General features: G+C 25.8%; 33 protein-coding genes. 21 read left to right on the forward strand and 12 right to left on the reverse strand.

The window, feature by feature from the left end:
- The first annotated feature begins 13 nt into the window (after nucleotides 1–13).
- Together P344_RS02760 and P344_RS02765 are read left to right on the forward strand one after the other, a co-directional pair.
- Entirely contained in the window at nucleotides 14–535 is a 522-nt protein-coding gene (locus tag P344_RS02760) for a hypothetical protein (protein WP_025317375.1), read from the forward strand.
- A gap of 22 nt (nucleotides 536–557) precedes the next feature.
- Complete coding sequence (locus P344_RS02765; RefSeq protein WP_025317376.1) at nucleotides 558–833, forward strand: hypothetical protein; 276 nt, start codon at nucleotides 558–560, stop codon at nucleotides 831–833.
- Between the two features lie 16 nt (nucleotides 834–849).
- On the opposite strand, the gene P344_RS06710 is transcribed toward P344_RS02765, so the two are convergent.
- From P344_RS06710 to P344_RS02805, 10 genes are all read right to left on the reverse strand, one after another.
- Nucleotides 850–1,014: a hypothetical protein gene (locus P344_RS06710; protein WP_156028536.1), complete on the reverse strand. Its 165-nt coding sequence runs from the start codon at nucleotides 1,012–1,014 to the stop codon at nucleotides 850–852.
- 46 nt (nucleotides 1,015–1,060) lie between these two features.
- Complete coding sequence (locus P344_RS06965; RefSeq protein ID WP_169728228.1) at nucleotides 1,061–1,201, reverse strand: hypothetical protein; 141 nt, start codon at nucleotides 1,199–1,201, stop codon at nucleotides 1,061–1,063.
- Nucleotides 1,186–1,419: a hypothetical protein gene (locus P344_RS02770; RefSeq protein WP_025317377.1), complete on the reverse strand. Its 234-nt coding sequence runs from the start codon at nucleotides 1,417–1,419 to the stop codon at nucleotides 1,186–1,188. Before P344_RS02770 ends, P344_RS06965 begins: the two co-directional genes overlap by 16 nt.
- An 80-nt stretch (nucleotides 1,420–1,499) precedes the next feature.
- On the reverse strand, nucleotides 1,500–1,625 hold the full coding sequence (locus P344_RS07860; protein ID WP_269078575.1) for a hypothetical protein: 126 nt from the start codon (nucleotides 1,623–1,625) through the stop codon (nucleotides 1,500–1,502).
- A 447-nt stretch (nucleotides 1,626–2,072) separates the two neighbouring features.
- A complete protein-coding gene (locus tag P344_RS02780; protein ID WP_025317379.1) occupies nucleotides 2,073–2,300 on the reverse strand; it encodes a hypothetical protein in 228 nt (75 codons plus the stop codon).
- A 285-nt stretch (nucleotides 2,301–2,585) separates the two neighbouring features.
- Entirely contained in the window at nucleotides 2,586–3,278 is a 693-nt protein-coding gene (locus P344_RS06050; RefSeq protein ID WP_025317380.1) for an ERF family protein, read from the reverse strand.
- Nucleotides 3,279–3,329: 51 nt separating this feature from the next.
- Nucleotides 3,330–3,914 (reverse strand): hypothetical protein, encoded by a 585-nt coding sequence (locus tag P344_RS02790; RefSeq protein ID WP_025317381.1) that lies wholly within the window; start codon nucleotides 3,912–3,914, stop codon nucleotides 3,330–3,332.
- Entirely contained in the window at nucleotides 3,905–4,294 is a 390-nt protein-coding gene (locus P344_RS02795; RefSeq protein ID WP_025317382.1) for a single-stranded DNA-binding protein, read from the reverse strand. The genes P344_RS02790 and P344_RS02795 overlap by 10 nt, the downstream gene beginning before the upstream one ends.
- Nucleotides 4,294–4,536: a hypothetical protein gene (locus tag P344_RS02800; RefSeq protein WP_025331871.1), complete on the reverse strand. Its 243-nt coding sequence runs from the start codon at nucleotides 4,534–4,536 to the stop codon at nucleotides 4,294–4,296. The genes P344_RS02795 and P344_RS02800 overlap by 1 nt, the downstream gene beginning before the upstream one ends.
- Nucleotides 4,536–4,817, reverse strand: a complete 282-nt coding sequence (locus P344_RS02805; protein ID WP_025317384.1) for a hypothetical protein — start codon at nucleotides 4,815–4,817, stop codon at nucleotides 4,536–4,538. Before P344_RS02805 ends, P344_RS02800 begins: the two co-directional genes overlap by 1 nt.
- 1,011 nt (nucleotides 4,818–5,828) lie before the next feature.
- On the opposite strand from P344_RS02805, the gene P344_RS02810 reads away from it, so the two are divergent.
- Complete coding sequence (locus tag P344_RS02810) at nucleotides 5,829–6,431, forward strand: FMN-dependent NADH-azoreductase (protein ID WP_025317385.1); 603 nt, start codon at nucleotides 5,829–5,831, stop codon at nucleotides 6,429–6,431.
- Nucleotides 6,432–6,906: 475 nt separating this feature from the next.
- Here P344_RS02810 and P344_RS02815 read toward each other — a convergent pair whose 3' ends face one another.
- Nucleotides 6,907–7,131: an AbgT family transporter gene (locus tag P344_RS02815; protein ID WP_025317386.1), complete on the reverse strand. Its 225-nt coding sequence runs from the start codon at nucleotides 7,129–7,131 to the stop codon at nucleotides 6,907–6,909.
- Nucleotides 7,132–7,274: 143 nt separating this feature from the next.
- On the opposite strand from P344_RS02815, the gene P344_RS02820 reads away from it, so the two are divergent.
- From P344_RS02820 to P344_RS02830, 3 genes are all read left to right on the forward strand, one after another.
- Nucleotides 7,275–9,062 (forward strand): AbgT family transporter, encoded by a 1,788-nt coding sequence (locus P344_RS02820; RefSeq protein ID WP_025317387.1) that lies wholly within the window; start codon nucleotides 7,275–7,277, stop codon nucleotides 9,060–9,062.
- Between the two features lie 163 nt (nucleotides 9,063–9,225).
- Entirely contained in the window at nucleotides 9,226–9,624 is a 399-nt protein-coding gene (locus tag P344_RS02825) for an SLAC1 family transporter (protein WP_025317388.1), read from the forward strand.
- A 430-nt stretch (nucleotides 9,625–10,054) separates the two neighbouring features.
- On the forward strand, nucleotides 10,055–10,507 hold the full coding sequence (locus P344_RS02830) for a VOC family protein (protein ID WP_025317389.1): 453 nt from the start codon (nucleotides 10,055–10,057) through the stop codon (nucleotides 10,505–10,507).
- Between the two features lie 212 nt (nucleotides 10,508–10,719).
- On the opposite strand, the gene P344_RS02835 is transcribed toward P344_RS02830, so the two are convergent.
- Complete coding sequence (locus tag P344_RS02835; RefSeq protein ID WP_156028538.1) at nucleotides 10,720–11,340, reverse strand: hypothetical protein; 621 nt, start codon at nucleotides 11,338–11,340, stop codon at nucleotides 10,720–10,722.
- A gap of 1,817 nt (nucleotides 11,341–13,157) precedes the next feature.
- On the opposite strand from P344_RS02835, the gene P344_RS02840 reads away from it, so the two are divergent.
- The 15 genes from P344_RS02840 (at nucleotide 13,158) to P344_RS02895 (ending at nucleotide 24,142) form a co-directional block, all read left to right on the forward strand.
- Entirely contained in the window at nucleotides 13,158–13,607 is a 450-nt protein-coding gene (locus P344_RS02840; protein ID WP_025317391.1) for a DUF4011 domain-containing protein, read from the forward strand.
- A gap of 78 nt (nucleotides 13,608–13,685) precedes the next feature.
- On the forward strand, nucleotides 13,686–14,051 hold the full coding sequence (locus P344_RS02845; protein WP_025317392.1) for a hypothetical protein: 366 nt from the start codon (nucleotides 13,686–13,688) through the stop codon (nucleotides 14,049–14,051).
- 7 nt (nucleotides 14,052–14,058) lie between these two features.
- A complete protein-coding gene (locus P344_RS08085; protein ID WP_408069014.1) occupies nucleotides 14,059–14,169 on the forward strand; it encodes an AAA domain-containing protein in 111 nt (36 codons plus the stop codon).
- Nucleotides 14,170–14,221: 52 nt separating this feature from the next.
- Nucleotides 14,222–14,440: a hypothetical protein gene (locus P344_RS02850; protein ID WP_025317393.1), complete on the forward strand. Its 219-nt coding sequence runs from the start codon at nucleotides 14,222–14,224 to the stop codon at nucleotides 14,438–14,440.
- A gap of 453 nt (nucleotides 14,441–14,893) precedes the next feature.
- Nucleotides 14,894–15,913, forward strand: coding sequence for a hypothetical protein (locus P344_RS02855; RefSeq protein ID WP_025317394.1), 1,020 nt, complete (start codon nucleotides 14,894–14,896; stop codon nucleotides 15,911–15,913).
- Nucleotides 15,914–16,604: 691 nt separating this feature from the next.
- Nucleotides 16,605–17,390, forward strand: a complete 786-nt coding sequence (locus tag P344_RS02860) for a hypothetical protein (protein ID WP_025317395.1) — start codon at nucleotides 16,605–16,607, stop codon at nucleotides 17,388–17,390.
- A gap of 44 nt (nucleotides 17,391–17,434) precedes the next feature.
- Nucleotides 17,435–17,710, forward strand: a complete 276-nt coding sequence (locus P344_RS07865) for a Y-family DNA polymerase (RefSeq protein ID WP_025317396.1) — start codon at nucleotides 17,435–17,437, stop codon at nucleotides 17,708–17,710.
- Nucleotides 17,656–17,994: a Y-family DNA polymerase gene (locus P344_RS07870; RefSeq protein WP_025331873.1), complete on the forward strand. Its 339-nt coding sequence runs from the start codon at nucleotides 17,656–17,658 to the stop codon at nucleotides 17,992–17,994. The genes P344_RS07865 and P344_RS07870 overlap by 55 nt, the downstream gene beginning before the upstream one ends.
- A gap of 90 nt (nucleotides 17,995–18,084) precedes the next feature.
- On the forward strand, nucleotides 18,085–18,474 hold the full coding sequence (locus P344_RS06060) for a DinB/UmuC family translesion DNA polymerase (RefSeq protein WP_025317397.1): 390 nt from the start codon (nucleotides 18,085–18,087) through the stop codon (nucleotides 18,472–18,474).
- Nucleotides 18,453–18,947, forward strand: coding sequence for a hypothetical protein (locus P344_RS02870; RefSeq protein ID WP_025317398.1), 495 nt, complete (start codon nucleotides 18,453–18,455; stop codon nucleotides 18,945–18,947). The genes P344_RS06060 and P344_RS02870 overlap by 22 nt, the downstream gene beginning before the upstream one ends.
- Before the next feature lie 828 nt (nucleotides 18,948–19,775).
- Nucleotides 19,776–20,174 carry a hypothetical protein gene (locus P344_RS02875; RefSeq protein ID WP_025331874.1) on the forward strand — a complete coding sequence of 133 codons (399 nt, stop codon included), beginning with the start codon at nucleotides 19,776–19,778 and terminating at the stop codon, nucleotides 20,172–20,174.
- Nucleotides 20,175–20,270: 96 nt separating this feature from the next.
- Nucleotides 20,271–22,076 carry an ABC transporter permease gene (locus P344_RS02880; protein WP_025317400.1) on the forward strand — a complete coding sequence of 602 codons (1,806 nt, stop codon included), beginning with the start codon at nucleotides 20,271–20,273 and terminating at the stop codon, nucleotides 22,074–22,076.
- 19 nt (nucleotides 22,077–22,095) lie between these two features.
- Entirely contained in the window at nucleotides 22,096–23,031 is a 936-nt protein-coding gene (locus tag P344_RS02885; RefSeq protein ID WP_025317401.1) for an ABC transporter ATP-binding protein, read from the forward strand.
- A gap of 21 nt (nucleotides 23,032–23,052) precedes the next feature.
- The gene (locus P344_RS02890; RefSeq protein WP_025317402.1) at nucleotides 23,053–23,961 is read left to right on the forward strand and encodes a hypothetical protein; all 909 of its coding nucleotides are present in this window, start codon (nucleotides 23,053–23,055) and stop codon (nucleotides 23,959–23,961) included.
- Nucleotides 23,939–24,142: a hypothetical protein gene (locus tag P344_RS02895; protein ID WP_025317403.1), complete on the forward strand. Its 204-nt coding sequence runs from the start codon at nucleotides 23,939–23,941 to the stop codon at nucleotides 24,140–24,142. Before P344_RS02890 ends, P344_RS02895 begins: the two co-directional genes overlap by 23 nt.
- The last annotated feature ends 4 nt before the right edge of the window (nucleotides 24,143–24,146 follow it).

Raw genomic sequence — 24,146 nt, forward strand, 5'->3', positions numbered from 1 at the left:
AGGATTTAATTTTATGAATGAAAATAAAGAAATAACTAGACCCGAATTTAAATGAGCATATTATTTATTTTGAACTAAACCAGCTCGCTTTTATCGTAGAGAATTAGAACGATATGAAGATCAGTTTTTATTAAAATCTGAAAAGGTTAGAAAAAAACAATATAAGATGATTGATGGCATTAATGCATTTATATTTATTGCTTTGTCTACTTCTTGAACAACTTTACCTAGTTTAGTTGATTTACCACATTGATTACAATGAGCAAAATTAGGAATGTATGATGTATCATGACAACATAATTGAGCAGGTGGATTAGTAATGTTTGTAATACCAGCTAGTGTGGGAAGAATAATTCAAAAATCACCATATTGATTCCCTCAAAAACAAATGCAATATATTTTAAATTGAATTTTAAAATTATTACCTATTTTAATATTAATATTAACTACTTATTGATTTAAAACTCAACGAGAATATCGAGAATTTATTAAATATGAAAAAGAACAATTTAAAAAAGAACTTAATAAAAAATAACATTAGAAAGGAGGTTTTTAATATGGTAAATGCAGTAACTGGTGTTGCAGTTGCAATTGGTGTAGTTGCTATCTTATTGCTATTAGGATTAATTAAAGCTATTTGTGTAATTAAACGAATTAATGAATGCCAAAATAAAGCATTAATTAAACATGAAAAACAATTATATGGAAGTGATAGTGCCGTTGAACTTGCTAAAAATATTAATAAGATTGGTGTTGTTAAAAAACATTCTAAAAAAGTTAAAAAACAGCAAAAATATCTTAATGCCGTGGATGAATTAATGAATGATTTATAAAAAATAAAAAGAGATATTAATCTCTTTTTTTATTATGGACAATATAATAATTGATAAAAAATTGAACTCTTTGAGAATTTGTATATAATTCAGGTAACTCATTTCATGATTTTTCTTGATCTTTATTAGTTAAATGAATATTAACATTTCTAATTGTTCTATTTGGTTTTATTCTTGACATTATTATTAACCTCCATTCTAATCAAATAATGTTTGTTGAATATTAATTAATTGTTTTTTTTTTTTTTTGCAATATTTGGATAAAGATAAGGTGAATCAGTTAATATTAAATTAATACTTTTATCAGGAATTGTTTTTAAATATTCTAATGAATCATTAAGTATTAATTCACCTAATTTAGTTTTCATTTTTTAACCTCCTTTTCTATATCTCATCATTTAAAAACTTGTTGTTTTTCTTTATTAACAATAAATATGTTTTCTGCTCCATATTTTTCTTTAAAATATTCACAATAATCTAATGATTTTAAGTTAACTGATAATATTGTTTCACCAACGATAATATTTTTTGTTATTGTTTCACAAGGAAATAATTTTCTATCTTTTTTGTATGATAACTGAAACATTATTTTAGTTTCTTTCTAATTTCAATAGTTTTAGTAAAGTTATCTTTGGTTTGCATATATCTGCAAACTGTTTTTTTATTTTAAATTCCACAACATTTTCCTCCATTCTCACAACCAATACAACATTCAACAATTCCACCACATTCACAATCTCAATAATTTTCGCCACATTGAATACAAGTATCATATTTGTTATGCCTCGCCATTATTTATCCTCCTTTATATCTAAATAACCTCATTTTTTTAATAAATTTATTACATAATTTAAAATAAAAATATTGATTTCATTTACAGATCAATCAGAACTTGGGTGGTTTTTTCCTCAAAAATAAATTCTTTTTTTTAAAATATCATAATGCAAAATTATAACTAAAATCTATGTTCTCATCATATATAGAAAATTAAGTATAATCAAGTCAATGATTTTTATATTTTTTACTTAATTCTACAACATCATTATAATTTGGTAATCCATTCTTTGGGACATTTTCATTTTTTTTAATCTTTTTATAGATTTTATATATTTAGGGTACTACTATCCTAATATTCTGAATTATTTTCTTCTTCCTTATTATCTTTTAATACTAAAATTACTTTATCGCATTTTGTTAATCCGTGTTTATTCATAAATTCTAATATTTTCTTTTCAGTCATTATTTTTCACCTTTACTTTCTAATAAATTGTATTTTTCTTTATTCATTTGAACTATTATTTTAGTTCGGGTCTCGTTAATAATCGTTAAATCTTCTTTAAATAATTGTTGTTGTTTTAATTTTTCTAAATAATCTGTATTGCTTTCTACTCATTCATATAATGGAATATAATCATTTTTCAGTTTTTTAAGCTCATCATATGTTTTTATTAATTTTGTTATAGTCATTATCACTTTCCTTTCTTTGATATTTATTTTTTTAAATAGTATGTGTGATATTCATAATCAATATTTATTGTCTTCTTTGGTAAAAAAATTTGTGTATATTCAAATATTTTTTTCTTTAAAGCAATTTTTAAATCAGAAATTGTTGCGTCATCAAGTTTTTTAAGAAATAAATGTGCTCAATCCTCAAACATTACTTATTTGTTTTCATAAATAGACGCCCCACGAAATTTCAAAACTTTTTTAATCAATCTTTTTCTAATCATTATTCTTCACTCTCTCATTCTATTATAGTCATTTTAAAAACCTTTCTTTAAAGTTAATATAAAAGTTTTCATTTTGTTTTTTAATTATTGATGGGTCAATTTTATTTATTTTTAATTTATCTTTAATTCAAGTTTTAGCTTCTTCAATATAATCAGAATTTAAATCTTTATTTGTAAAAAATGTTTTAATATTATTAAATTGATCTAAACTCATTGAATTTAAATTATTAATTTGTTGTTTATTAGTTTCTTTAATAGATTGATTACTATTTTCTTTACTTATTTCAGTATTATCAGGATCTAATTCATCAGTTGCTATTCCAAAAGTTTTACATAATCAATAACGAGCACCATAAGTTAAAGCACTACCAATTGCTTTTGCAATGTCTGAGTTTTGTGCTGATAAAATAATTCCTAACTCTAATTTTTCATTACCTTTATAAAGAGTTAATAAACCTTTTGAATAATAACTTGTCATTTTTCCACCTTTAATATTTTCTGATTCCATAAATTTTGGCTCGCCAATTGCTTGAATAGTATAAGTTATATGATGTTCTTTTAATTTTGGTTTTAAAGTTTGATATAAGTCACTTTCAGTAAAATAATTATATTTATTAAACTCATTTCTTGCATTTTTACCAACAAAAATATTTATATTAGATTGAATTTCTCCAATACTTTCAATTAATGTTTTTGAGTTATTATCTTGTTGCATTTTCTCATTCCTCACTTTCTTGTCATGTTAAAATTGCATCTTTTATTTGTTCTAAATCTTGTTTAGTAATATTATTTTTTCTTTAATAACTTTTTTTAATTTAGGGTTAATAATAATAAACGTTACTTTTTTATTATCAATTTTAAAATCTTTTTCTAATAAGTAATAAAGTTTTAATTGTCAAATATATCTTTCAATATCAATCTTTTCATTTGAACTTGTAATTTTTCAATCACACATAATTATTTCATTATTAATTGTTTTACCTATAAAATCAGTTGTTCCACAAAGAATAGGTGTATAGTATTTTTTTTCAGTTTCATAATTATTAAATTGAATATCTTTAAAAGTTTCTTGATATAGTTTTATAAAATTTTTAAATAATTCACGATGTGACTTTATATTACAATCAACAAACTCAATTAATTCATCATTAAAATTATTTTTAATTCAATAATCAATCATATTATGTAAACAATTACCACGTTCTTGTGCTAATTTTAAAATATTCTCATCAATTTGGGAAAAATCTTTTAGCACTAAAATATTAACAATTTGGCTAACACTAGGTATTAAAATACTATACTTATGCAATGCATCATTATAAATATATAAAGGTTTTACATCTAATCTCATAAAATTGCATCATCGCCATTAAAAACAATATAATCGTTATTTTTATTGCTATTATTTTCTTGTGGTTTTTTTGATAATACATTATTGTTTGTATGTAAAAATTCATAATTAGATACTTGAACTATTCATTCAATTTTATTATCTTTATTTTTATATGATTGTAAAATACCACTAATTGCAATTTGGCTACCTTTTTTACAATATTTTTGCAAAGTAATTGCTTGCTTATTTCAAACTTGGCAAGGAATAAAATCAGTTTCTTTTTGTGTTGAATATGGGCGAGTAATTGCTAAATTAAAGATTGTATATTCTTTTCCATTTTGCATTTTTTTAATTTCAATATCTTTTGTTGTTCTACCAATTCCAATAAATTTATTCATTATTTATCACTCTCCAATTTCTTCTTTCATTGTGCTAATGTATAACCATTTTGTTTTGCTTGTGCTTTTAATCGTTTCTTTTCTGCTAATTCTTTATCCACATCAAATCATTTATTAATTATTTCATCATGTAAATTTACTGATTGAAAAGATGCTAATATTGTTATTGCTATCATAATCTTTTTTTGATTATGTTCAATTTGTTCTAATTTTGCTAATAAACTTGCTTCTCCACTAGTCATTAATATCATTCCTTTCATTCTTCTAACATTACAATTTCATTATCAATACAATAATCTAAAATTCTATTTTCATTATTAATATTAATTTCACTATTAATTAACTGAATATCTAAACAGTCTTCACAATATAATCTATTTTGATGAGTATCTAAATATTCCATTTTCTTATTATGTTTTTCACAATACACACTAGTATTTTTATTTGCCAAAATGAAATCTAATAACTGATTTTTATCTTCATTAAGCAGTAATAATTTATCGTATTTAATTTTTAATTCCATTTATTAATCACCTCATAATTTGGTTCCACTTCTAAATAGTCAAACAATTAGATCTTTAACCTCATCAATTTCATATCATTTTAAATTTAAGTTAAAGTTTGTTGGTAATTGAACAGAACCCATGCAGCATTCAACATATTAATAATCTATTTTAAATTTGGTATATAAATTTATTTTTCAATCTAAATCATTATCTTTCACTTCTGCATAAATGATATCTTTATCATTAATTTTTAATACTTTATTATTAATTCATTTTTCATTTAATTAATCACTAATACAATTAATTAATCACTAATACAATATGACATAATTTATTTCTTCTAATTCTTTTTACCAAGTGCTCATAATTCATCTTTTACTTCTTGTGTAGTAACATAAGAACTTCAGATTGATAATTCATCTATTTTAATAGTTATTTTTTTAGGTATTTTTTTCATCTAAACCTCCGATGTTTATTAATTTTTTTAACTAAAATAACTATATAATGTAGTTATTTATATTGTTGTGACGCCGTGGATATCCACCTCTTTCTCCTCTGCAAACTAATGCGACTATCATTTTTTTAAAATACTCATGCTTGCAACACGAAAGAGCCAGTTACTAACGCATAAATATTTATAAAGTCACCATCTCTATAATTTATTGTCGTTCGATGTTGATACTTGGACTTATCACGACTATGGTTATTACTAACCCCAATTTTCCTCATTTCTGATAGGGAATTTCACCCTTGCCTTGGCCGGCTTTTTATATACCGCATATCGGTGTATATTAAGTTGTAAAGTTGTTTACAAATAAAAAAACAACTCTAATAAGAGTCGTTTTGTCCTACTTCATCGTACAAGATACATTGCTTTATCTTGGGTTGCTACATTAGGCTTAAGATAAAGTTTATTTATCAAAATATATAACCTAATTATTAAACTTTTAAGTTTTCTCCCTCCTAATTAATGGTGATTCAGTTATAATTATGGTAAAATAAAGACCAATAAATAAGGAGGAACTACAATGTCAACAAAAGTATTAGTAATTTACGGAACGGTTAGCCCAGATAAAAAATCATATTCAAAAGAATTGGCGCATCGTTTTATTAAACATTATCAAGAATTAAATCCAAATGATGAAATTATTCATTTAGATTTAAACAAAACACCAATGGCTTTAAAAACATTAACAGTCGATAATTTTGCAACTTATTTTAATGAAGAAGATTCTGATGTGTATATTAACCAATTAAAACAAGTTAATAAAGTTATTATGGCTTGTCCAATGAATAACTTTAATGTTTCGGGGTTAGTAAAAAACTACTTAGACCATGTCTTAGTTGCTAATAAAACTTTTTCATATAAATATTCAAAGAAAGGGGATGCTATTGGATTATTACCCCATTTATCAGTCCAAATTTTAACAACCCAAGGAGCACCATTTGGATGATACCCATGAGGTAATCATACAGAATATTTAAAAGGAACTTGAGAATTTGTCGGTGCCAAAGTAAACGAACCAATTTTAGTAGCTGGCACAAAAGTTGCTCCAACTAGTTTATTAACTCCACAAGAATTAATTAATCAATATGATGACCAAATTAAAAAAGTAGTTAAAACATTTTAAACAGATAAGCAATTATCTGTTTTTTAATAATTTAAATAGTTAGTTCTTATTAAAATAATAATTTTTAATGTTTATTTTGTTTAAATTTATTAATTGCTTTTTTAATTATTTTGAAAAAATAAAAATAAGATATGAAAAACCTAAGTTAGATAAAGAAATATTATTAAAATTAACAATTTAATTAACGAATTAATTGATGTTTTGAATGATTTAAAGTTATGAATCACAGGAAAAACTTTTTAAACTTTATTAATTAATAATAAAAGAATAATTTTAGTAAAAAGAGAAATAATAAAATTACATTTTTAAAATTTAACCAAATTTATTAATGAAAATTATTCAAACATGATTTGTGATATAAATTTTGTTTATTTACTAACAAAAAATAGTTTTCATAGTTATTTTAAAAACATTGAAGCACAAAATAATAATGTGGAAAAATTAAATGAAATATCTAATGAAGGACTTACAAAAATTAATGAACAAATCCTAGCACAAACCACATTCCCCGGCGTTCTTCTTTAGTTAACTTGAATCGTTCTTGCTGAACACCATTAATTTCAAATTCATCAATGGTTGTCATGTGCGCATAGCGATTAATAATTCTTTTTTCAACAATCTTATCGGTTACAAACCATCCTACTAAAGTATAAATGGGAATTAATAAAATTGTAAAATATCAATTTGATAAAGCATTCATCACTTCCTTGTTAAAAAATGAATTTGTTGAAGAAGTTAATAAAAATAGTTGGCATTTATTTTAACTATCTGTCAATTCAAACATAAAAAAATTCTTGCATTATAAAAATAATATAGTATAATATTTAATAAGGAGGAATAACTATGAGAGAAAGAACAGAACAATCGAGGAGTCTTAAGTTTCGAGTAAAATTTAATGCTATTTTTGGGAAGGTCGGAAATAAGACTTTAAATGGGATTGAGTGGTTAGGAAATAAGCTACCAAAACCATTTTATTTATTTATATATTTAACATTAATTATCATGGTACTCGCGATGATCTTGCATTTTGTGTTTCCGGAGGGAATTACAATTTACAATATTTATGTGCGTGAAAATCAACAAGTTGAAAAAGTTTATCAGTTAAAATTCTTTAATTTATTTAGTGGGGAAGGGATTATCTGATGACTTACTAATTTCATTACTAATTTTACGGGGCTAGTTACTATTGGTGTTGTGTTAATTACTACCTTATGTATTACGGTTGCTGAAAAATCCGGGTTTATTGATGTGTCGTTACAAAAAATGGCATCACGAGTTCCAAAAGTTTTATTAACCCCAGTTTGTATTTTAATTGGTTGTATTTCTTCGGTTGCTAGTGATGCAGGTTATTTAATTTTAATTCCGTTGGCAGGGGTATTATATTATAAAGCTAATCGTCATCCGCTAGTTGGAATTGTGGCGATGTTTGCAGGAGTATCCGCCGGGTTTGCTGGTAACCTAATTCCTGCTTCTAGTGAATTTTTATTAACTTCTTCAACAAATTCATTTTTTAACAAGGAAGTGATGAATGCTTTATCAAATTGATATTTTACAATTTTATTAATTCCCATTTATACTTTAGTAGGATGGTTTGTAACCGATAAGATTGTTGAAAAAAGAATTATTAATCGCTATGCGCACATGACAACCATTGATGAATTTGAAATTAATGGTGTTCAGCAAGAACGATTCAAGTTAACTAAAGAAGAACGCCGGGGAATGTGGTTTGTGCTAGGATTTAGTTTAATTTATTTAACAATTATTTTAATAATGATGTTTGTCCCTTATGCGCCGTTTAATGCACCGTTTAACCCTGATTTTAGTGCCACGTTAAATGCTAAAGCCCCAGGATTAGCTAACCAGTATAGCATTTTACCACATTTAGTATTAGTGATTGCTTTTCTATTTTTAGGAATTGGTTTAGCATATGGTTATGCTGCGAAAACTTTTAAAACTAAAGATGACTTTACCGAAACCTTAACTTTTGGTTTAAAACGATCAGCTAGTACCTTAGTAATCTTTTTGGTAATGTCACAGTTTATTGCTACTTTAAGTAAAACAAAGTTAGATATGGCTGGTGCTTATTATTTAGGTCAAGGAATTCAAGGAATTAATCCAACATTAACAATTTTTATCTTTGTTGTTTTAATTGCTTTTATTAATTTATTTATGGGTTCGTTAAGTGCCAAGTGATTTGTATTAGGTCCAATTTTTGCCATTGCTTTAGAACAAGCAGGAATTCATCCCGCGGCAACAGTGATGGCATATCGAGTAGGAGATAGTGCCACTAATATTATTTCTCCAATTATGACCTATTTCCCATTAGTTTTAATGTATGGTCAAAACTGAATTAAAAAAGAACACCATGCTGATTTCAAAATTGGTTCGTTAATGTCGTTAATGGTTCCATATTCATTCTTTTTCTTCCTTAGTTCAACCGCAATTTTCTTAATTTGGTTTGCCTTAGGAATTCCGGTCGGAGTCAATGGTCCAATCTACATTGAACAATCAGCTTTTGCCTCAACCATTATGAAAGTTGGGGCCAGTGAATGAGTCAACATGAACCCAAAAGCATTATGACAAGTTCGGGGATTCCAAATCAACAATAATTTTTCCTACAATTTAAATTAAGATTTCAAACTAATTAAGTATAAGGTCAGTAATATCCTCCTTACTTTTTAGTTTTTAAAAAAGTTTAGAAAACTTAAAAATTTATTATATGATAATCATATGATAATAAGCTAAGGAAAAAATTATCTATAAGGAGATTCGATGAAAACTTTAAAAATTTTTATTGAAATGCTTTTTAGCAACCACTTGCACTAGCGTAGCGGCGGGTGCGGCGTTAGGAACAGCAACAATGGGCAATGCTTGAGGAATGTTTAACCAAACCACAATTGCGTTTTCTTTTGCTTGTAACTGGTTAAAATATCTTACTATTAGTTTTGCTATTTTAATTGTTGGATTAATTTTATTACGCTATATCTTTACTCCTAAAATTTTGGTAAAAGAATTACAGGACCCGACGTTAAATAATTTTATTCCCACAATTTTTATGACTTGTTTTGTAATTAGTGGTTTTTGTGGTGATCACGGTTTAAGAATGTTACAATTAATTATTTGATTAACGGGGGGGTATTTGCCATTTAATTTATATTGGGTTTTTTGTTGTCTTTCAAATTTATCATTTTAAGTGAGAAAATTATATTGCTTGGTGGTTTGTTCCACCAATTGGAATTGTTGTTGCCTGTGTAATGTCAAAAAATGTCGGGGTGAATTATATTACTACCCGCTCTTTTTTGGATTAAACATTAAAAACGACTAAACTAATTAATAAGGATTTCAAACATTGAGAATGTTTAGAAAGCATTATTGACCTCTATGATATTTTATATAAAATGAGAATGTAAATATAAACCCCTTGAGTGTACATAACACCTCTTATATTTTTCCAATCATTGTTAAGATATAATAGGTGTTTTTATTTTCAAAATTTGAAAATTTAATAGTAAGATTTAACTTATACAAAAATATTTACAACGAACTTATGAGTTTTTAAGTGTTTTTACCAACTTAATTTGTGCTTAAAAACAATTAGATTTTATAAAGGAAGGTTTACAAGAATGCAATTAGAAGATAATTCAAAACAATATGTTATTGTTGAATTAAATATTCAAAATGCTAAAAAAGCAATAAAATTTTATGAAAAAGCATTAGGCGCGGAAATCATTGAAGTCTTAACTGGTGAAAAGTTACCAATTAATAATCCATACTCTTTAATTCTTCGTAATAAAATTATTCATGCTAAATTAAATTTTAAAGGAACTTTAATTTTTATTTCTGATAAAATTACTCCCAGGGCAAATGAAAAATGTTCAGAAGTACGGTGTAATCGATCAACAGTTTCCGTCTGTTTATCGTTAGATAGTGAATGAGAATTTGAACGTTTATTTTATAATTTAGCAGCTGATGGTGAAATTACTATGCCAATTTCCAACCAATATTGAGGAGCAAAGTTAGGGATAGTTGAAGATAACTTTGGAGTTACTTGAACCTTGAGTTATAAAAACCCTTAATTAATAAGAAAAAAAGTAGGAACCTTTATTTGTTCCTACTTTTTACATTAAGAATTAATAACAATTTTATTGTTGCTAATGAGCATTAAATTAATGATATTTATAATTGTAAAACAACTTAATAAGATAATGAAAATCATTGGTTTAGCATTATTAACAATAATATTTGGGTTTTTGTGATTATTGCTAAAGTAATCCCAATTAGGAATTGACTAACCCCAATCCCAATAATTTAAATATAAGTGAGTTGCTAGCGAATTAATACTATAATAATTCATAATCAGCATTCCCAAAAATAATCCCATGCTAATGACAACTAAGACACTACTAATAATATTGGCATAATAAACCTTTTGTTTATTAATCGTAAGCAGACTACCACTAAGATCACTAAGTTTTCGTAGGAAGTAAAAGACTCCAATTCAAATTACCCAGTAAATTGTTTGATCAAAAACCAGAACGGGAAGGAGATAACCAATAAATTCATTGAACCCATAAGTAAAACTGGATGGGAATAAATAAGCCAAGAATAGTTTATTTTTTCAAATCATTTTAAAGTTTCCATTATTAGTAGCAAAAGTAATTTCATGAGTCATAATATTTTGATTTCTATAAATTGTTATTAATAATCCTAACCCCAAGCAGCCAAAATAACAAATTAACATAATATTTAAAATATTTTGCTCAAGAAAATAAAAGCATAAAAAGGAGATGATAATTGGGATAATACCAATTATACTAAATAATAAGGTGGGGTTAACTTTGATTTTGTTGCTAATTCCAAAACTGCGGATAATCTCCATTGTAAAAGGGACCATTCCAGTTAAAAACATTCCAATTAATCATAAGTTAACGGCATAAACAAAAATCAAAGAGTTATTATTAAAAAAAATTAAAAATCATAATGGTTGTTAAAAAAATCATTACAAAATAAACATCATTTTTTATTAAAAATATTAGTTGAGTAGCAAATTATGAAATAACCAGCCCTTATTTAGTGAATGGTATCGAGCATTCAATTAGTTATGAAGATTTAAAAAATTTATGAGAATTGTTAATTACCAGCCAACAATAACCTAATTTAGATATTGATACGAGAAAAAATTTAATAGATACTTATAAAGTTTTTATAAACATAATTACTAAATCAAAAAAATCAAATAATTTATTTTTTAATAAATGAATTGAATAACCAAGAAAATGCAAAAAACAACCATGCCAATCCGGCGCCTGAGCAACCACCAGTAAAGACATCTTTAGACATTAATGAAACAAAATCGGAACGCAATATTAAACAAGCACAACTAATTAAAAAAAACAACAAGAAAATCACGAAAAACAACTTTTGTTAACGAATAATAAAGATTCAAAATTAATAAAAGAAGATAAAAATTATTTAACATCAGATCGTTAATTTAAAGATGCTCATTAATATTTTATAGTTTTATAAAAAGGTAAAAGCACTAAGCAAAAAAATATTAAAATGGAATTTTAAAAAATAAACTCTTAATTAGTTTAAAATATAGAAATAACAGAGTAGTAAAATTAGCATATAATTAATATGAAAGGAGTATACTACTTAAATAATATTTTTACCATACAGAAGCAAGCAGGTTACATTTTTTTAAAATATTTAAATATCAAATTCTAATTACTTAGACTTAGAGCTTGATATTTTTTTATGTAGAATAATCAAATTAAAGTGGTTAGTAATTATAATTAACCACTTTAATGTTTTTAATTTTCTAAAATTATATTTTTTTTAACAAACAGCAAATTTATAATTAAAAATAATTCCGCAACCACCAATTGCGGCATTAATTAAGTCATCAATTTTTCATTCATGTTCAATATGCTGAAACATCCAAGAATCTGTTCAATAAAACCGTGAACAGGGAGACTTGCTATAAATTCATTTCATGTTGGGAACTTGCTTAAAAACATTTTTAAGTCATTTGTAAATTTATACATTGTGGTTCCACTAGATGGCAACAATTGTTTACTACTTGTTCCAGATAATATTAATAGTTAAGTAGTTTCAATTTGACGGGGCATTCAGAACTAAAACTACTGAGTCTGCTAATTTTGAAAGAAAAGATTACTTTGCTCAGACAGATAATTGTTAATTAGATTAGGAGTTGCACTAATCATTAAGATTCCACTTGTTAACGTACTTAAAAGAATAATTAATTTTTTCATAATGTTTCCTCTTCTTTCTAAAGTTAGTTATAACTTTTTAAAATGTGATAGAAATGCTGTTTCAAATCTATTAATTTAATCATAACAACTTCAAAAGATATTTAATTTAATTTTTTTAAGCCTTTCACAAGTTTATTTTTAATAATTTTTGCAAAGAAGATAAATATTAAAATAAAATTATTGCTGGTTTAACCCCAACTATTAATCTTAAAATAATTTACATCCTTTTTTAAATATGCTAATATTTAAACAATATATATACAATAGGAAGAAACAAAATATGAAAAAATACTTTAGCAATTTTAAATTGATTATAAAAAACGATTATTAAATGATAAATCAGTTGGATATATTTTTCTAACAAAACCCCAGTCGAATATCAAAAATGTTGTTAATTTTTTAGATCTTTTATTTTTATCAAATCAAAACCCGGAAATGATTAAAGAAATTTGTGGTTATCTGGGAGGAATTTATTAATAAAAGTAAAAATGATGAAGAATTTTTGTTGCATTTAAACCAACATGGTTTTGCTAAATATCCAATTTTACATTATCATAAATTTTTAGCTTCTAGTTTTGAACTATTTGTTAAAAAAGAAAATAAAAAAATTAGTAAAGCAAGTTTATTAAAATTAGAAAATCTAATTAATGAAGAAGTTAATAAAATGTTTACTAAATTTTATCGAATTCTGCAAGACGTTAAATTATATTTATTAGAAAAAGATGTTAATCCCTTATATATTTGGTGACCATACATTGAAGGATTAACCCAATCCCAAAAAGTATTTTGCGCTCCCTTATTATTATGACCGGTTAATGAAATTAGTCGCACCAAAAATAAAATTGTATTAGCCACTAAGCACGAGGAAATTTTATTAAACTCTGCTATTCGGTTAAGTTAAATCAAAGATGGAAATTATAATGTTGCTGAATTTAATTTTGATTCTTTATAATTAACAAATGATATTTTTACCAAAGCAGTGGGAGATTTACAAACATTAGCGTTCAAAATTAAAAACAAAAATGCTTTAAATAATTTAACTAAATTAAATTATTATAAACAAAAAGATTTAATATTATTATTAGATCATGCTTTCAATTATGAAAAAAATATCTCTCAACTTTTTGATGCCAGTCAGTTAGCAATTGTTTATGATAGTTATTTAGGAATGTATAATATTTCATCAACAACGTTATATCGTGATTATTGTGACTTAGAAAAGATTAGCGATAATTCAATTGACCATCTTTTTAAAAATGAATATCAACTTGAAGAAGACTGGGATGAAAATCGGTTAGCATACCAAGCAGAGTTATTAGAAAATTCAGTGCTGGATATTAATTAATTATGATATTTCACAAAAAGTAGCTATTAAAAAAGCCTTAGAAAAAAATACAATTATTCAAGGCCCACACGGGACCGGAAAATCACAAACTATTAGTAATTTAATTATTAATAATTAAATTAGAATATTAAGATTATCTCCGCCATGGGAGCAAAATTTTTCATAACAAAATGATCACCAAAAAATTTCTGGCATTATTTAATGACTATCCGTTTTTAGATGATATTTATCATAAATTAAAAGCTAAAGATTTTAAAAAAATTATTAAAAAAGTTAATAACTTAAAAGATGTTAAAACAACTTGTCGGTTATTAGATAATGAATTAATATATATTAAAGGAAATTTATTAGATAATATGCAAATTATTTTTGAACAAACAAGACAATAAAAAAATAACTTAATTTTTTAAGTTATTTTTACTAAAATTTAATTAATTTAAATATTTTTAAGACTAAATTTAATTGAGCTAATTGTGTATAAATTTAAATTTTAGATATAATTTAAAATTAATAATCTCCATTTTAAAATAATGCTAATTTTGTAATTTTTAATTTTATTCTTGTAATCTATTTTAATTAATGCTGCCTAAATTAATTTTACTAATTATTAAAATTAAATAAATTTTTAGTTTTAATTTTTTTTAGTATTAAATTTTTAGAATGGTTATTGTTGGTAATATTATCCTATTTTTTTTCAATTAACGCATCAGCAAAGCTAACCAGTCCCAACATAAGACGATTGAATGGAGAATTCATTCTAATATCTTTAATTTAGTGCAATTTTATAGTATAATATATTTAATTAAAAGTATGGTAAAACAAAATTAAATGGGGTGTTACAAGTGTCAAATAAAAAAGTTATTGATTATTGAAATGATGATGATAATTCTTACATTGACCCTGCTAAAAGACCAACTTCAATAATGAAAAAGCCAACTATTGAACCACTGCATGATAATAAACGAAAAATTGAAAATAATGTTGAATCATGGGATGATTACTATAATTATTCAGCAACTTTAATTGATGATAAAGTTAATAGTAGTGACTATGATGAACTAGCCGAAGATGATGTAATTGATCCGCTTCGTAATTTTAAAGATGCTGAAATTGACCAGATAGAAGAATTAGGAGGGGAGCTTGATGAATTAAACTTAGGAAATAAAAATCGTTTTGTGAATGATGATGAAACTAATTATAATAATCCCCAACCAATTTTAAATGTTAATGAAATGCATGAGCGTTGAAAAGCCAATAAACAAAATTCAGTGCAAGAACGATTAAATTTCTTGCGTCATCGTAGCCAAGAACCAAAAATAAAGGGACGACAAAAATATAATTTTTTAGTTCCCAAGTCCTTAACTAATATTATCAAAAAACCAAATCCCGTGGTAATTGATGCTACTCCAACGGCTGGGAGTAATGAAGTTTTTGGTGAACGACGATTTTTTAATAATCCGAATTTAATTAAAAAAGTTCAGAATCAGGATAAAGAAGACATGGCAGAGGAAGTGAAAACTAATTCTTTCAATGAGGAAGGAAGAGCTTTTAATCCATTATTGCAAAATATTTTACAAGCAGCAAAACAAAATAAGGCAGAAGTTAACAAAGAAGCAATTTTTATTAATAATGATGATTTTCTTGACCCTGATCATTTAACTCCTGCTCAACGGTTAAAACTATTAAAAGCAGCAAATGATCCCAATGACCAACAACGTAAACAAATTTTACAAATGAAGTTAAACCGGGGAGTAATGGGATCATTATCCCAGGTTGTCAAAGAACGTTTACATAAACTTGAAAATGGGGAGTTAGAATTAGTCGAAGATGCTAACGAAAATGGTGATGATAATAAAAAATAAATATTTATTTTTTTTAAATGTCCTATAATTACCATAGGAAAGTATGGAAAAATATGAGAAACAAAAAATATTATGATGTCATTGTGGTAATTGTCAAAAATGAGTTACCCAGGAGATTAATATGGAAACAATTGATAAAATTTTAAACAACCACTTTTTAAAGTCAATTAATGAATTACTAGAAAAATTTAAAGCCACAACTATTATTTAGTAAATTAGAATTAAAAAATCACCATTCCGAATTTCTGTGGTTAATAAATTATTATAATAATATTAAGTTTATTGTTATTCACTTAAAAATTGATCATAATGAAAAATTAAAGTTAATCTTAAATTTCAAAACATTGCATTTAGAAGGATTTATCAATGCTAATACCAAATAATACTTACTATTATTTTATAAATTCAACAATTACCCAACTGCCAAGTGATTATTGTCAAAATAATGAAAATTTAGTATATAGTTCACATTATGAAGAATAATTAATTGGGGATGACAGTTTAAGCATTAATAAAAATGTCATTTTAAGTAAATATAATGCATTATAATGAAGAATAAAATATTTCTAAGGATTTTACAATAATCCTTTTTTTTGTTAAATTAAGTTTAAGTTGAGATCATTAATTTTAAAAAAATAGGGGACTATTATTGTATTAAACAAGTTATAATTAAACAAAGGAGTTGAAAAAAATGTTCTTGTTTAATGATGAATTTAGTTTATCAATTTTAATCGCTTTTATTATTATCCAGGCAATTTTTTTAACTTATTTACTAATTACTTACCAAAAAATTATAATTCCGGATCCAAATGCAAATTATTCTTCATCTAAAAATACAACTGCGCTCCAAATTATTGATAGATATCTGCTAAAGAATAATATTACTAATTTAAATGTTGTTAGCCATCCAGAAATGCTTAAAATTAAACGCTGTTATCGTCGTCAGACCTTTGTAATTAATGATTTACAAATTTTTAATCGTTCATATACTTTAACCGGATTGGGGTTAGACTATGTGTTGGGGAGATTATTTTATGCGAGTGAAATTCACCAAAAGAATAAACAGGTTCGCTTTTTAAGCTTTTGACTATACTGAGCACCCGTTATTTTTAATATTTTGTTTTACTTATTTGTGGCCTGTGGAGTTGCTTTTTACTTATTAGTCAAAATTCGCAGTGATTTATTAAATAATAATATTATTTATATAATTAATAAACTTCATATATTTACCTTATTAGCAACTATTTGTTTTGGGTTATTTTTATTAACAATTGGAGTTAATAATAAATTAAAACAAAATTTAGAGAATTTGTATGAACAAAAAATGACAAAGTTTGTAAAAAGTGATTTTCCTGAGTTATACTATGATTGAGGAATTGCTCGCCGTTATTCGTGTAGTATCAATTTTACCTATACATTTGGCTGTTCTTGAATCTTTCAAAAAAATTATAAATATACGGGACCATTTGGCTTATAAGGCATAGTGTAATTAATCCGGACCTGCAAGATAAACCGCTGGTTGTGAGTTCACCATCCCGCTGGGCAATTGTGGTCAGTGCTAATTATGTGGCTCGTAGTTACGGGATTCAAAGTGCGATGCCATTATATCAAGCCAAAAAACTATGTAGGGATTTAGTGATTGTTGACTTTGATTACCAATTATATGTTAACTTTGCGCAAAAGTTATTTGATTATATTGCTAATAACTATACCGATAAAATTGAAGTTGCTTCCATTGATAAATGTTATCTTGATGTGACAGAACAGAGCTTTACCCAAAATTTCATAGTGCTTTAAACTTAGCGAAAGAAATTCAGAGCAAAATTTACCAAGATCTTGGGTTAAGTAATAGTATTGGGATTTCTTACAATAAAGTTCTGGCGAAACTAGCAAGTGACTTAAAAAAACCAATGGGGATTACTATTATTCGTGATAGTGATATTGCGTTAGTTGTTCATCCCTTAGCAGTTAATAAATTATGAGGTGTTGGAAAAGTTACCACCCAAAAATTAGCAACCTTAAATATTAAAACAATAGGGGATTTAGCCCACTATGATAATCCGATTGCCCAGTTAAACTAATTGGCAGCCAAACGGCCCATGCGAATGGCGAAGGCAATGATGAAATTAATTTAGGAAATAATAGTATTAAATCAATCAAAACAAGTTACTTTGTCACATTATACAAATGATATTAATGAAATTTTACCATTAGCCCTTAATTGTTTTGAAAAATTATGAAACGGTTCACCGATTCGCTTAATTGGCGTGGGGTTAGTGGGAATTATTAATAAATATGATTTAAAAGAACAGTTAGCATGGGATAATTTTTTAACAACTTCCCTAACAAGTGACACTGAAAAGTTAATTAAAAAAATTAATTACCATTTTAAACAAGACATTCTCTTAACCGGTGCCAAATTAAATGAATCTAATCTAGCTAAAATTTTAAAATGTCGTTTTGACCAAGCAACCATTGATGAAATTGAAGCATCCGAATGGTTAAACTGACCACCAGAAAAAATCAGCGCCAATGTTGAATGATTAATTACGAAAAAATAAATTTTTATTCTGCCAATATGGTAAAATTCTTAGGAGAGAGTAAAAAAAATAAAATTATTATTTATAAGGTTCGCAATAATATTTTCAAAGAAGTCAACAAAATTAAAACATTATTAGCAATCTTAGGAGTAATTAGTTTTGTGGCAACAAATTCGATTAGTGTTGTTAGTTGCCCACCATTGCCTAATGATGGTAAAAGTTATTTATTAAAAGTAACAATGGATGCTAATAATACTGAACATTATAAGTGGCAAGCAAAAATAACTTTATTAGTAGTGGCAGCAACACTTGATTTAATTTATTTTAGTGGTGATTTTTCCCAAGATGGAAGTTATTCAATAAATTATACTAGTCAAGCAGAATTAATTAACGCAATTAATAGTGATGCTAAGATGAATCCAGTGATTAAATCTGCTGTTGCCTCGAGAGGTATTATTGTTACAACAACAACCAAAATTCTTCCTAATAATTAACCAACCGTTGTGCAAATTACGATTGATGCAACTAATACTAAAACCTATTTTAGCAAAGCAATTATTAAATTAACCGTTAAAAATAATTCCAATGATCCTTTTACAAACAATTAAGATTGGTGTGACCCAGTCAAAATCATTTAATGGGACTTCTTCGCCCTGATCCTGATATTCGACACAGAGTAAAAATTTTGTAGACTATTTAAGATTATGCCGATAGTATGGATAGTTTTTCAAAAAAATATCCAACAACAATTAATATTTCTGGTAAATTTTATGCTTAAAGTCAAAAAAATATCTTAGTGTTTTAAATGTTTGAACCGCTAGTATCATAGCACGTCATGCAGATCCATTTATTGATTTAAAAGTTGGCGGTCAATTTGCTGCAGCTTACCAGGTTATCCAATTTACTTTTGAAATTTATAATAATTATTATGAATCTTCTCAACTACATAATCTTTATTGAAAATATATAATTAATGAATATTCTACGTTGTGTAATGAAGGAGTATCTTATATTTTTAATATTGATAATATTACATTTAGTAGTTAATCAAATATTTTCTTAAAATAAGCAAGTTATTTAACACAGGTGGTTATAATACCAAAAAAATTTTTAAAAATATTTACAAAAATAACTTGTTTTTTTTATTTTTTGTGTAAAATTAATTAATATAAAGGGATTTATTAATTTATTAAACCAAAGGACAAAAACTATAAAAAATATAAGTCTTAACTTTTTGTATTAAACATGTACACAAGAATCAACGATATACTGATTAGTAGTATATTGTTGATGATACTTCTAGTCCGCAATTAAAAACAGCAGTGTTATCAATTCCAACGTTAAATGCCACTCTTAAAATGGCCGTTAATGATCCAAGCTCATTTTTAACAACTAAATATATTTTATCTTATGATGGCAAATACCATAATGTACGAATTGAAATAAATGCCAATAATACTTATCATTATACTGGTACAGCAACTGTTAGGATGAAGTTATGGGCAAAAAATGATATTAGTATTTTTAACCAAGACATTAGTAGTTTAGGCGATGTTGAAATTAAATCGGGAACACTTCAAAGTGTTCTAGAAGGGTTATTAAGTTCACCGCTTGTCTATAACAATATTTCCAAAACATTATATAGTACTTTACAAGATAGCAAAATTATAATTACCTTTGACCAACCAATTCCTAATGATAGGGCACCACATGTAATTTAGGTTAAAATTAATGGGGAACAAACAGAAAACTATTTTGGAACAGCAATTCTAAAAACAAGTCTTATTATTAAATAAAAAAGTGAAAAGGATAAAACTATGGGCCTAAAAGAAAAAGTATTCGCTGGACAAACAAAAAAATTTAAGCGAAAAGCTTCGAATCTTTCAATTATTAAATTTGCAGTTGCACGAGTTAAAAGTTCAATTATTATTTGAGTTTTATTGGGTTTATCTTCCGCACTATTTATTGGAACTGGTTTAATGCTCTTTTTATCATCTTCAACAGCTGAAAGTTTAATAATTAATTTTCAGTATGGGGTGTTAATCTTTAATAATATCTTTTTAATCTTATTTATTTTATTAGTAGTTACGAAAATATTTAGTCAAGAATTTGTGAATGGAACATACTTATTAATTTTATCAAAACCATATTCTCGTTTTAGTATTTTTCTTTTAAAGTTATTGTCAGTATGGCTAATGGTATTTTTTTTCCTTGGTTCTAACATGTTAATCGCGTTTTTAATTGGTTATCTTGGCGAAGTTATTACTAATAATGAAAATTATTTTAATTTATATAAAAATTTAATTTTAAAATTATTAATTTATTCATTGTTGTTAAGTTACTTTACGATTAGTGGAACAATTTTTACTTCAACTTTTTTAAATTCCCAAGTGGTATTAATTATTAATGTCATCTTTTGTAGTTTGTTTTTAATCGGGGGGATGCCATATTCATTAATTATGAATATTGGTAATAACATTAGTTTAAATTTTGAAAATGTGACCCAAGATTATCAAGTCAAGAATATTAAAAATGTGCTATTATTTCATGAAAATGTTGAAAAAGAAAAGGTTAAATATCCAAAAATCTCAAAAGCAATTTATGATTTTTACATGCAAAAAGATCTTCCAACAATAAATTTAATTCTTGCAAATAATGATGATAATAATTCTCACACTGAACGATTAGATAATTTATACCATCAAGTTTTTGACTTAACAAAATCTCAGCAACTGAATAAACTAACGGGAACTGATGTTTCAGCTTGAAAGGGAACTTTTAATGGTCAATCAATTAGTACTATTATCACTGCGAATGTTACCAATGGAAAAGATACTAATATTAATGTTACAGTTACTAACAAGTTTGCTTTTAAAACGATTGAGGAATTAGATGATAATCCTTACCAACAAGAACTTAAACAATTAGTTAATTATTATGCTCAAAACTTTGATTGAAGTACATATTATAATTTAAGATTATTTTATTTTAATTCTTTAGTAACCTTTGATCCCAACGAAACTTATTTTAATGTGTATGGTAGTTGTGATCCCGAACCAACAATTAATGATAAAGGTATTAACACCATTGATATTTTTCAAACTTTTTATCAACAAGATAATGGTGGGTCACTGCCTTACTATGTTATTAATGATCAAACATTTAAACAAAAATTTAAAGATTTTTTTCAAAACCCAGTTTTATTTGTAACTCAGGAACTTGAAAAAAATATTATTCAAAAAGTTTATGATTATAAAATAATTCAAACTCAACCAGTGAAAATTACTAATAATCTAAAACAATATCAATCATTATCGGAAAAATATAGTTTAATTTCGAAAGTAAATATTATTGAACATTGAAACCAAATTTGAACAAGTTCACTTTCTTATTTACCAGTAGGTTTTGCTCCGTTAGAAAATAGTCATATTGATTTTGATAACCAAAAAAACTTACTAATGAGTTATCAAAATTTTCCTTTAAAGTTAACAGCTGCCAATAAAATTGATCTTAATTATCAGTCTTATTTAAACATTGCCTTGATTCGAAATATTTATCTTTACTTAGCTGCCGGGTTAATTATTTTATCCACCATAATTTTACAACGTAAAAATATTACATAGCACGGAAGGGAGGTGAAGTATGAGAAAACAAAATATCACAAAGCTAACTAATGCACCAGTTATTATTGTTGATAATTTTGTTCGAAAATTTAAAAAAAATACCATTGGACCCTTTAATTTCAATGTTGCCAAAGGAAAGCTCCATACTATTTTAGGAGCATCCGGAAGTGGAAAAACAGTTTTAATTAAATCGCTAATTGGAGGATTAAAGGGATATAAGGGTTCAATTACAATCGAAGGTAAGAAGGCGGGGAAAATTGCCGCCAAACAAAAAATTGGTTATGTTCCCGAGTATATTACATTCCCGGAAAATATTAGTGCCTGAAGTTTTTTAAAAAACTTTGGTAAAGCTAACGGAATCCATGGGAAATATTTAAACTATCGATTGGAATACTTAATGAAGTCCTTAGGAATCTGAGATTCACGAAACAAAGATGTTAATTCATTTTCTTCAGGTATGAAAAAGCGGGTGATGATTATTCAGGGAATTATCCATGATCCCGAAATTTTAATCTTAGATGAACCTGAAGCGGGATTAGATGTTGAAAACCGGGAAAAAATAATTAAATATTTAAAAGCATTAACATTACGGGGTAAAACAGTCTTCTTTTCATCTCACTTGTTAAATGAAATTAAAGACTATATTGATGAATTTACAATGGTGATGAATGGTACTCAATATTATACTGGTAATTTCAAACAGTTTAACCTTAGTAACACTTACTTTATTGAATGTAAACGTCTGGACTTAATTTCGCGGTTCCTAACAGTCAATAAAGTAGTTAATTGGTATGATAAAAATACTAATCGGTTATTTTTTATCATTTCATCCCCCCTATCACTATTTTATATCACTAATTTTGCACTTAAATATAAAATTCCGGTCACTAAAATTTCAACTGCGGAGTTTACTTTTAATTTTTTAAATCAAAAAATTACCCATAATCAAAAATAACTTATTAAAGGAGAGGATAGTATGAAAAAGCTATTAATAATTTTAGGTACGATTAGTTTAACAGCTGGAGCAATAACGACACTAATTGCTTGTACCGGTTCTAAAACAAATAATGCTACTTCAGGTGCTACAACAACCAAAGATGCCAAAGTTTTAAATAATATTGTTAACAAAACTAATAAATATTTTTTAGACTTTTTAAATTCTAACCAATATGTTGATACTACGCAATATGGTTCAGAGGTGTTTGCTAATTTCTTCAATAAAGTTAATAAACAAGAACCAACTGCGGTTATTGATATTGCTGATAGTAATTTTAATCAGGGGATTAATAATATTAATACTATTTTTAAAAACTATTTAGACCAAATTAATATTAAAATTGCTCAAGAATACTCCAACGTATATGTTAACAGTTATCCCTTAACTTGAAACCTGGAGAAAAATATTAGTACCCTAAATTTTATTAATTTAGAAGATTTACATAATTTAAATCCGGGTGTCGGGATTGATGGTTTAAAAGCTGTTAACTACCAACTTAATATTAACTATACAGTTAAGTATAAAGAAATAACTTCAATTAATAAGTTTACCTTTAGTTTTATTGTGATAAATAATCCTGATAAAATTAAACAATTTCAAACTGAATCAATGGCGAAGTTATCAAGGAATATTATGAAATATTTTAGTGGGGAAGATATTATTATTGATAAAAATCCAAATTATCAGAGACTATATGATGAATTCGATATTAATTATTCGTGTGCCCACATTAATTTAGATAATATTGTGCAAACAGAATTAATTAACTTTTTAAATAAAGATACCGACTTAACTGATTTAATGAAACATGTTACTTGAAATGATGATAAATCAATTTTAACGTTATTAAGCGGAGCGTTAAACGATGCTACAAGTGACAAGTGGTAAAGCATTATCGTCATTACCCCAAAATAGTTCTTATGTTTGAACTGATGAAGGACCGTTTGATGCTAATAAAGTAACCGCAGAGGTATTTTATAAATTTTTAATTAATTTATTACAAGTATTTAATATTAGCGATGATGAATTACAATTAACTAACTTTAATGTTAACTTAGCAAAAATTTAGTGTA

The organism is Spiroplasma mirum ATCC 29335 (assembly GCF_000565195.1).
GTDB classification, from domain to species: Bacteria; Bacillota_I; Bacilli_A; order Mycoplasmatales; family Mycoplasmataceae; genus Spiroplasma; species Spiroplasma mirum.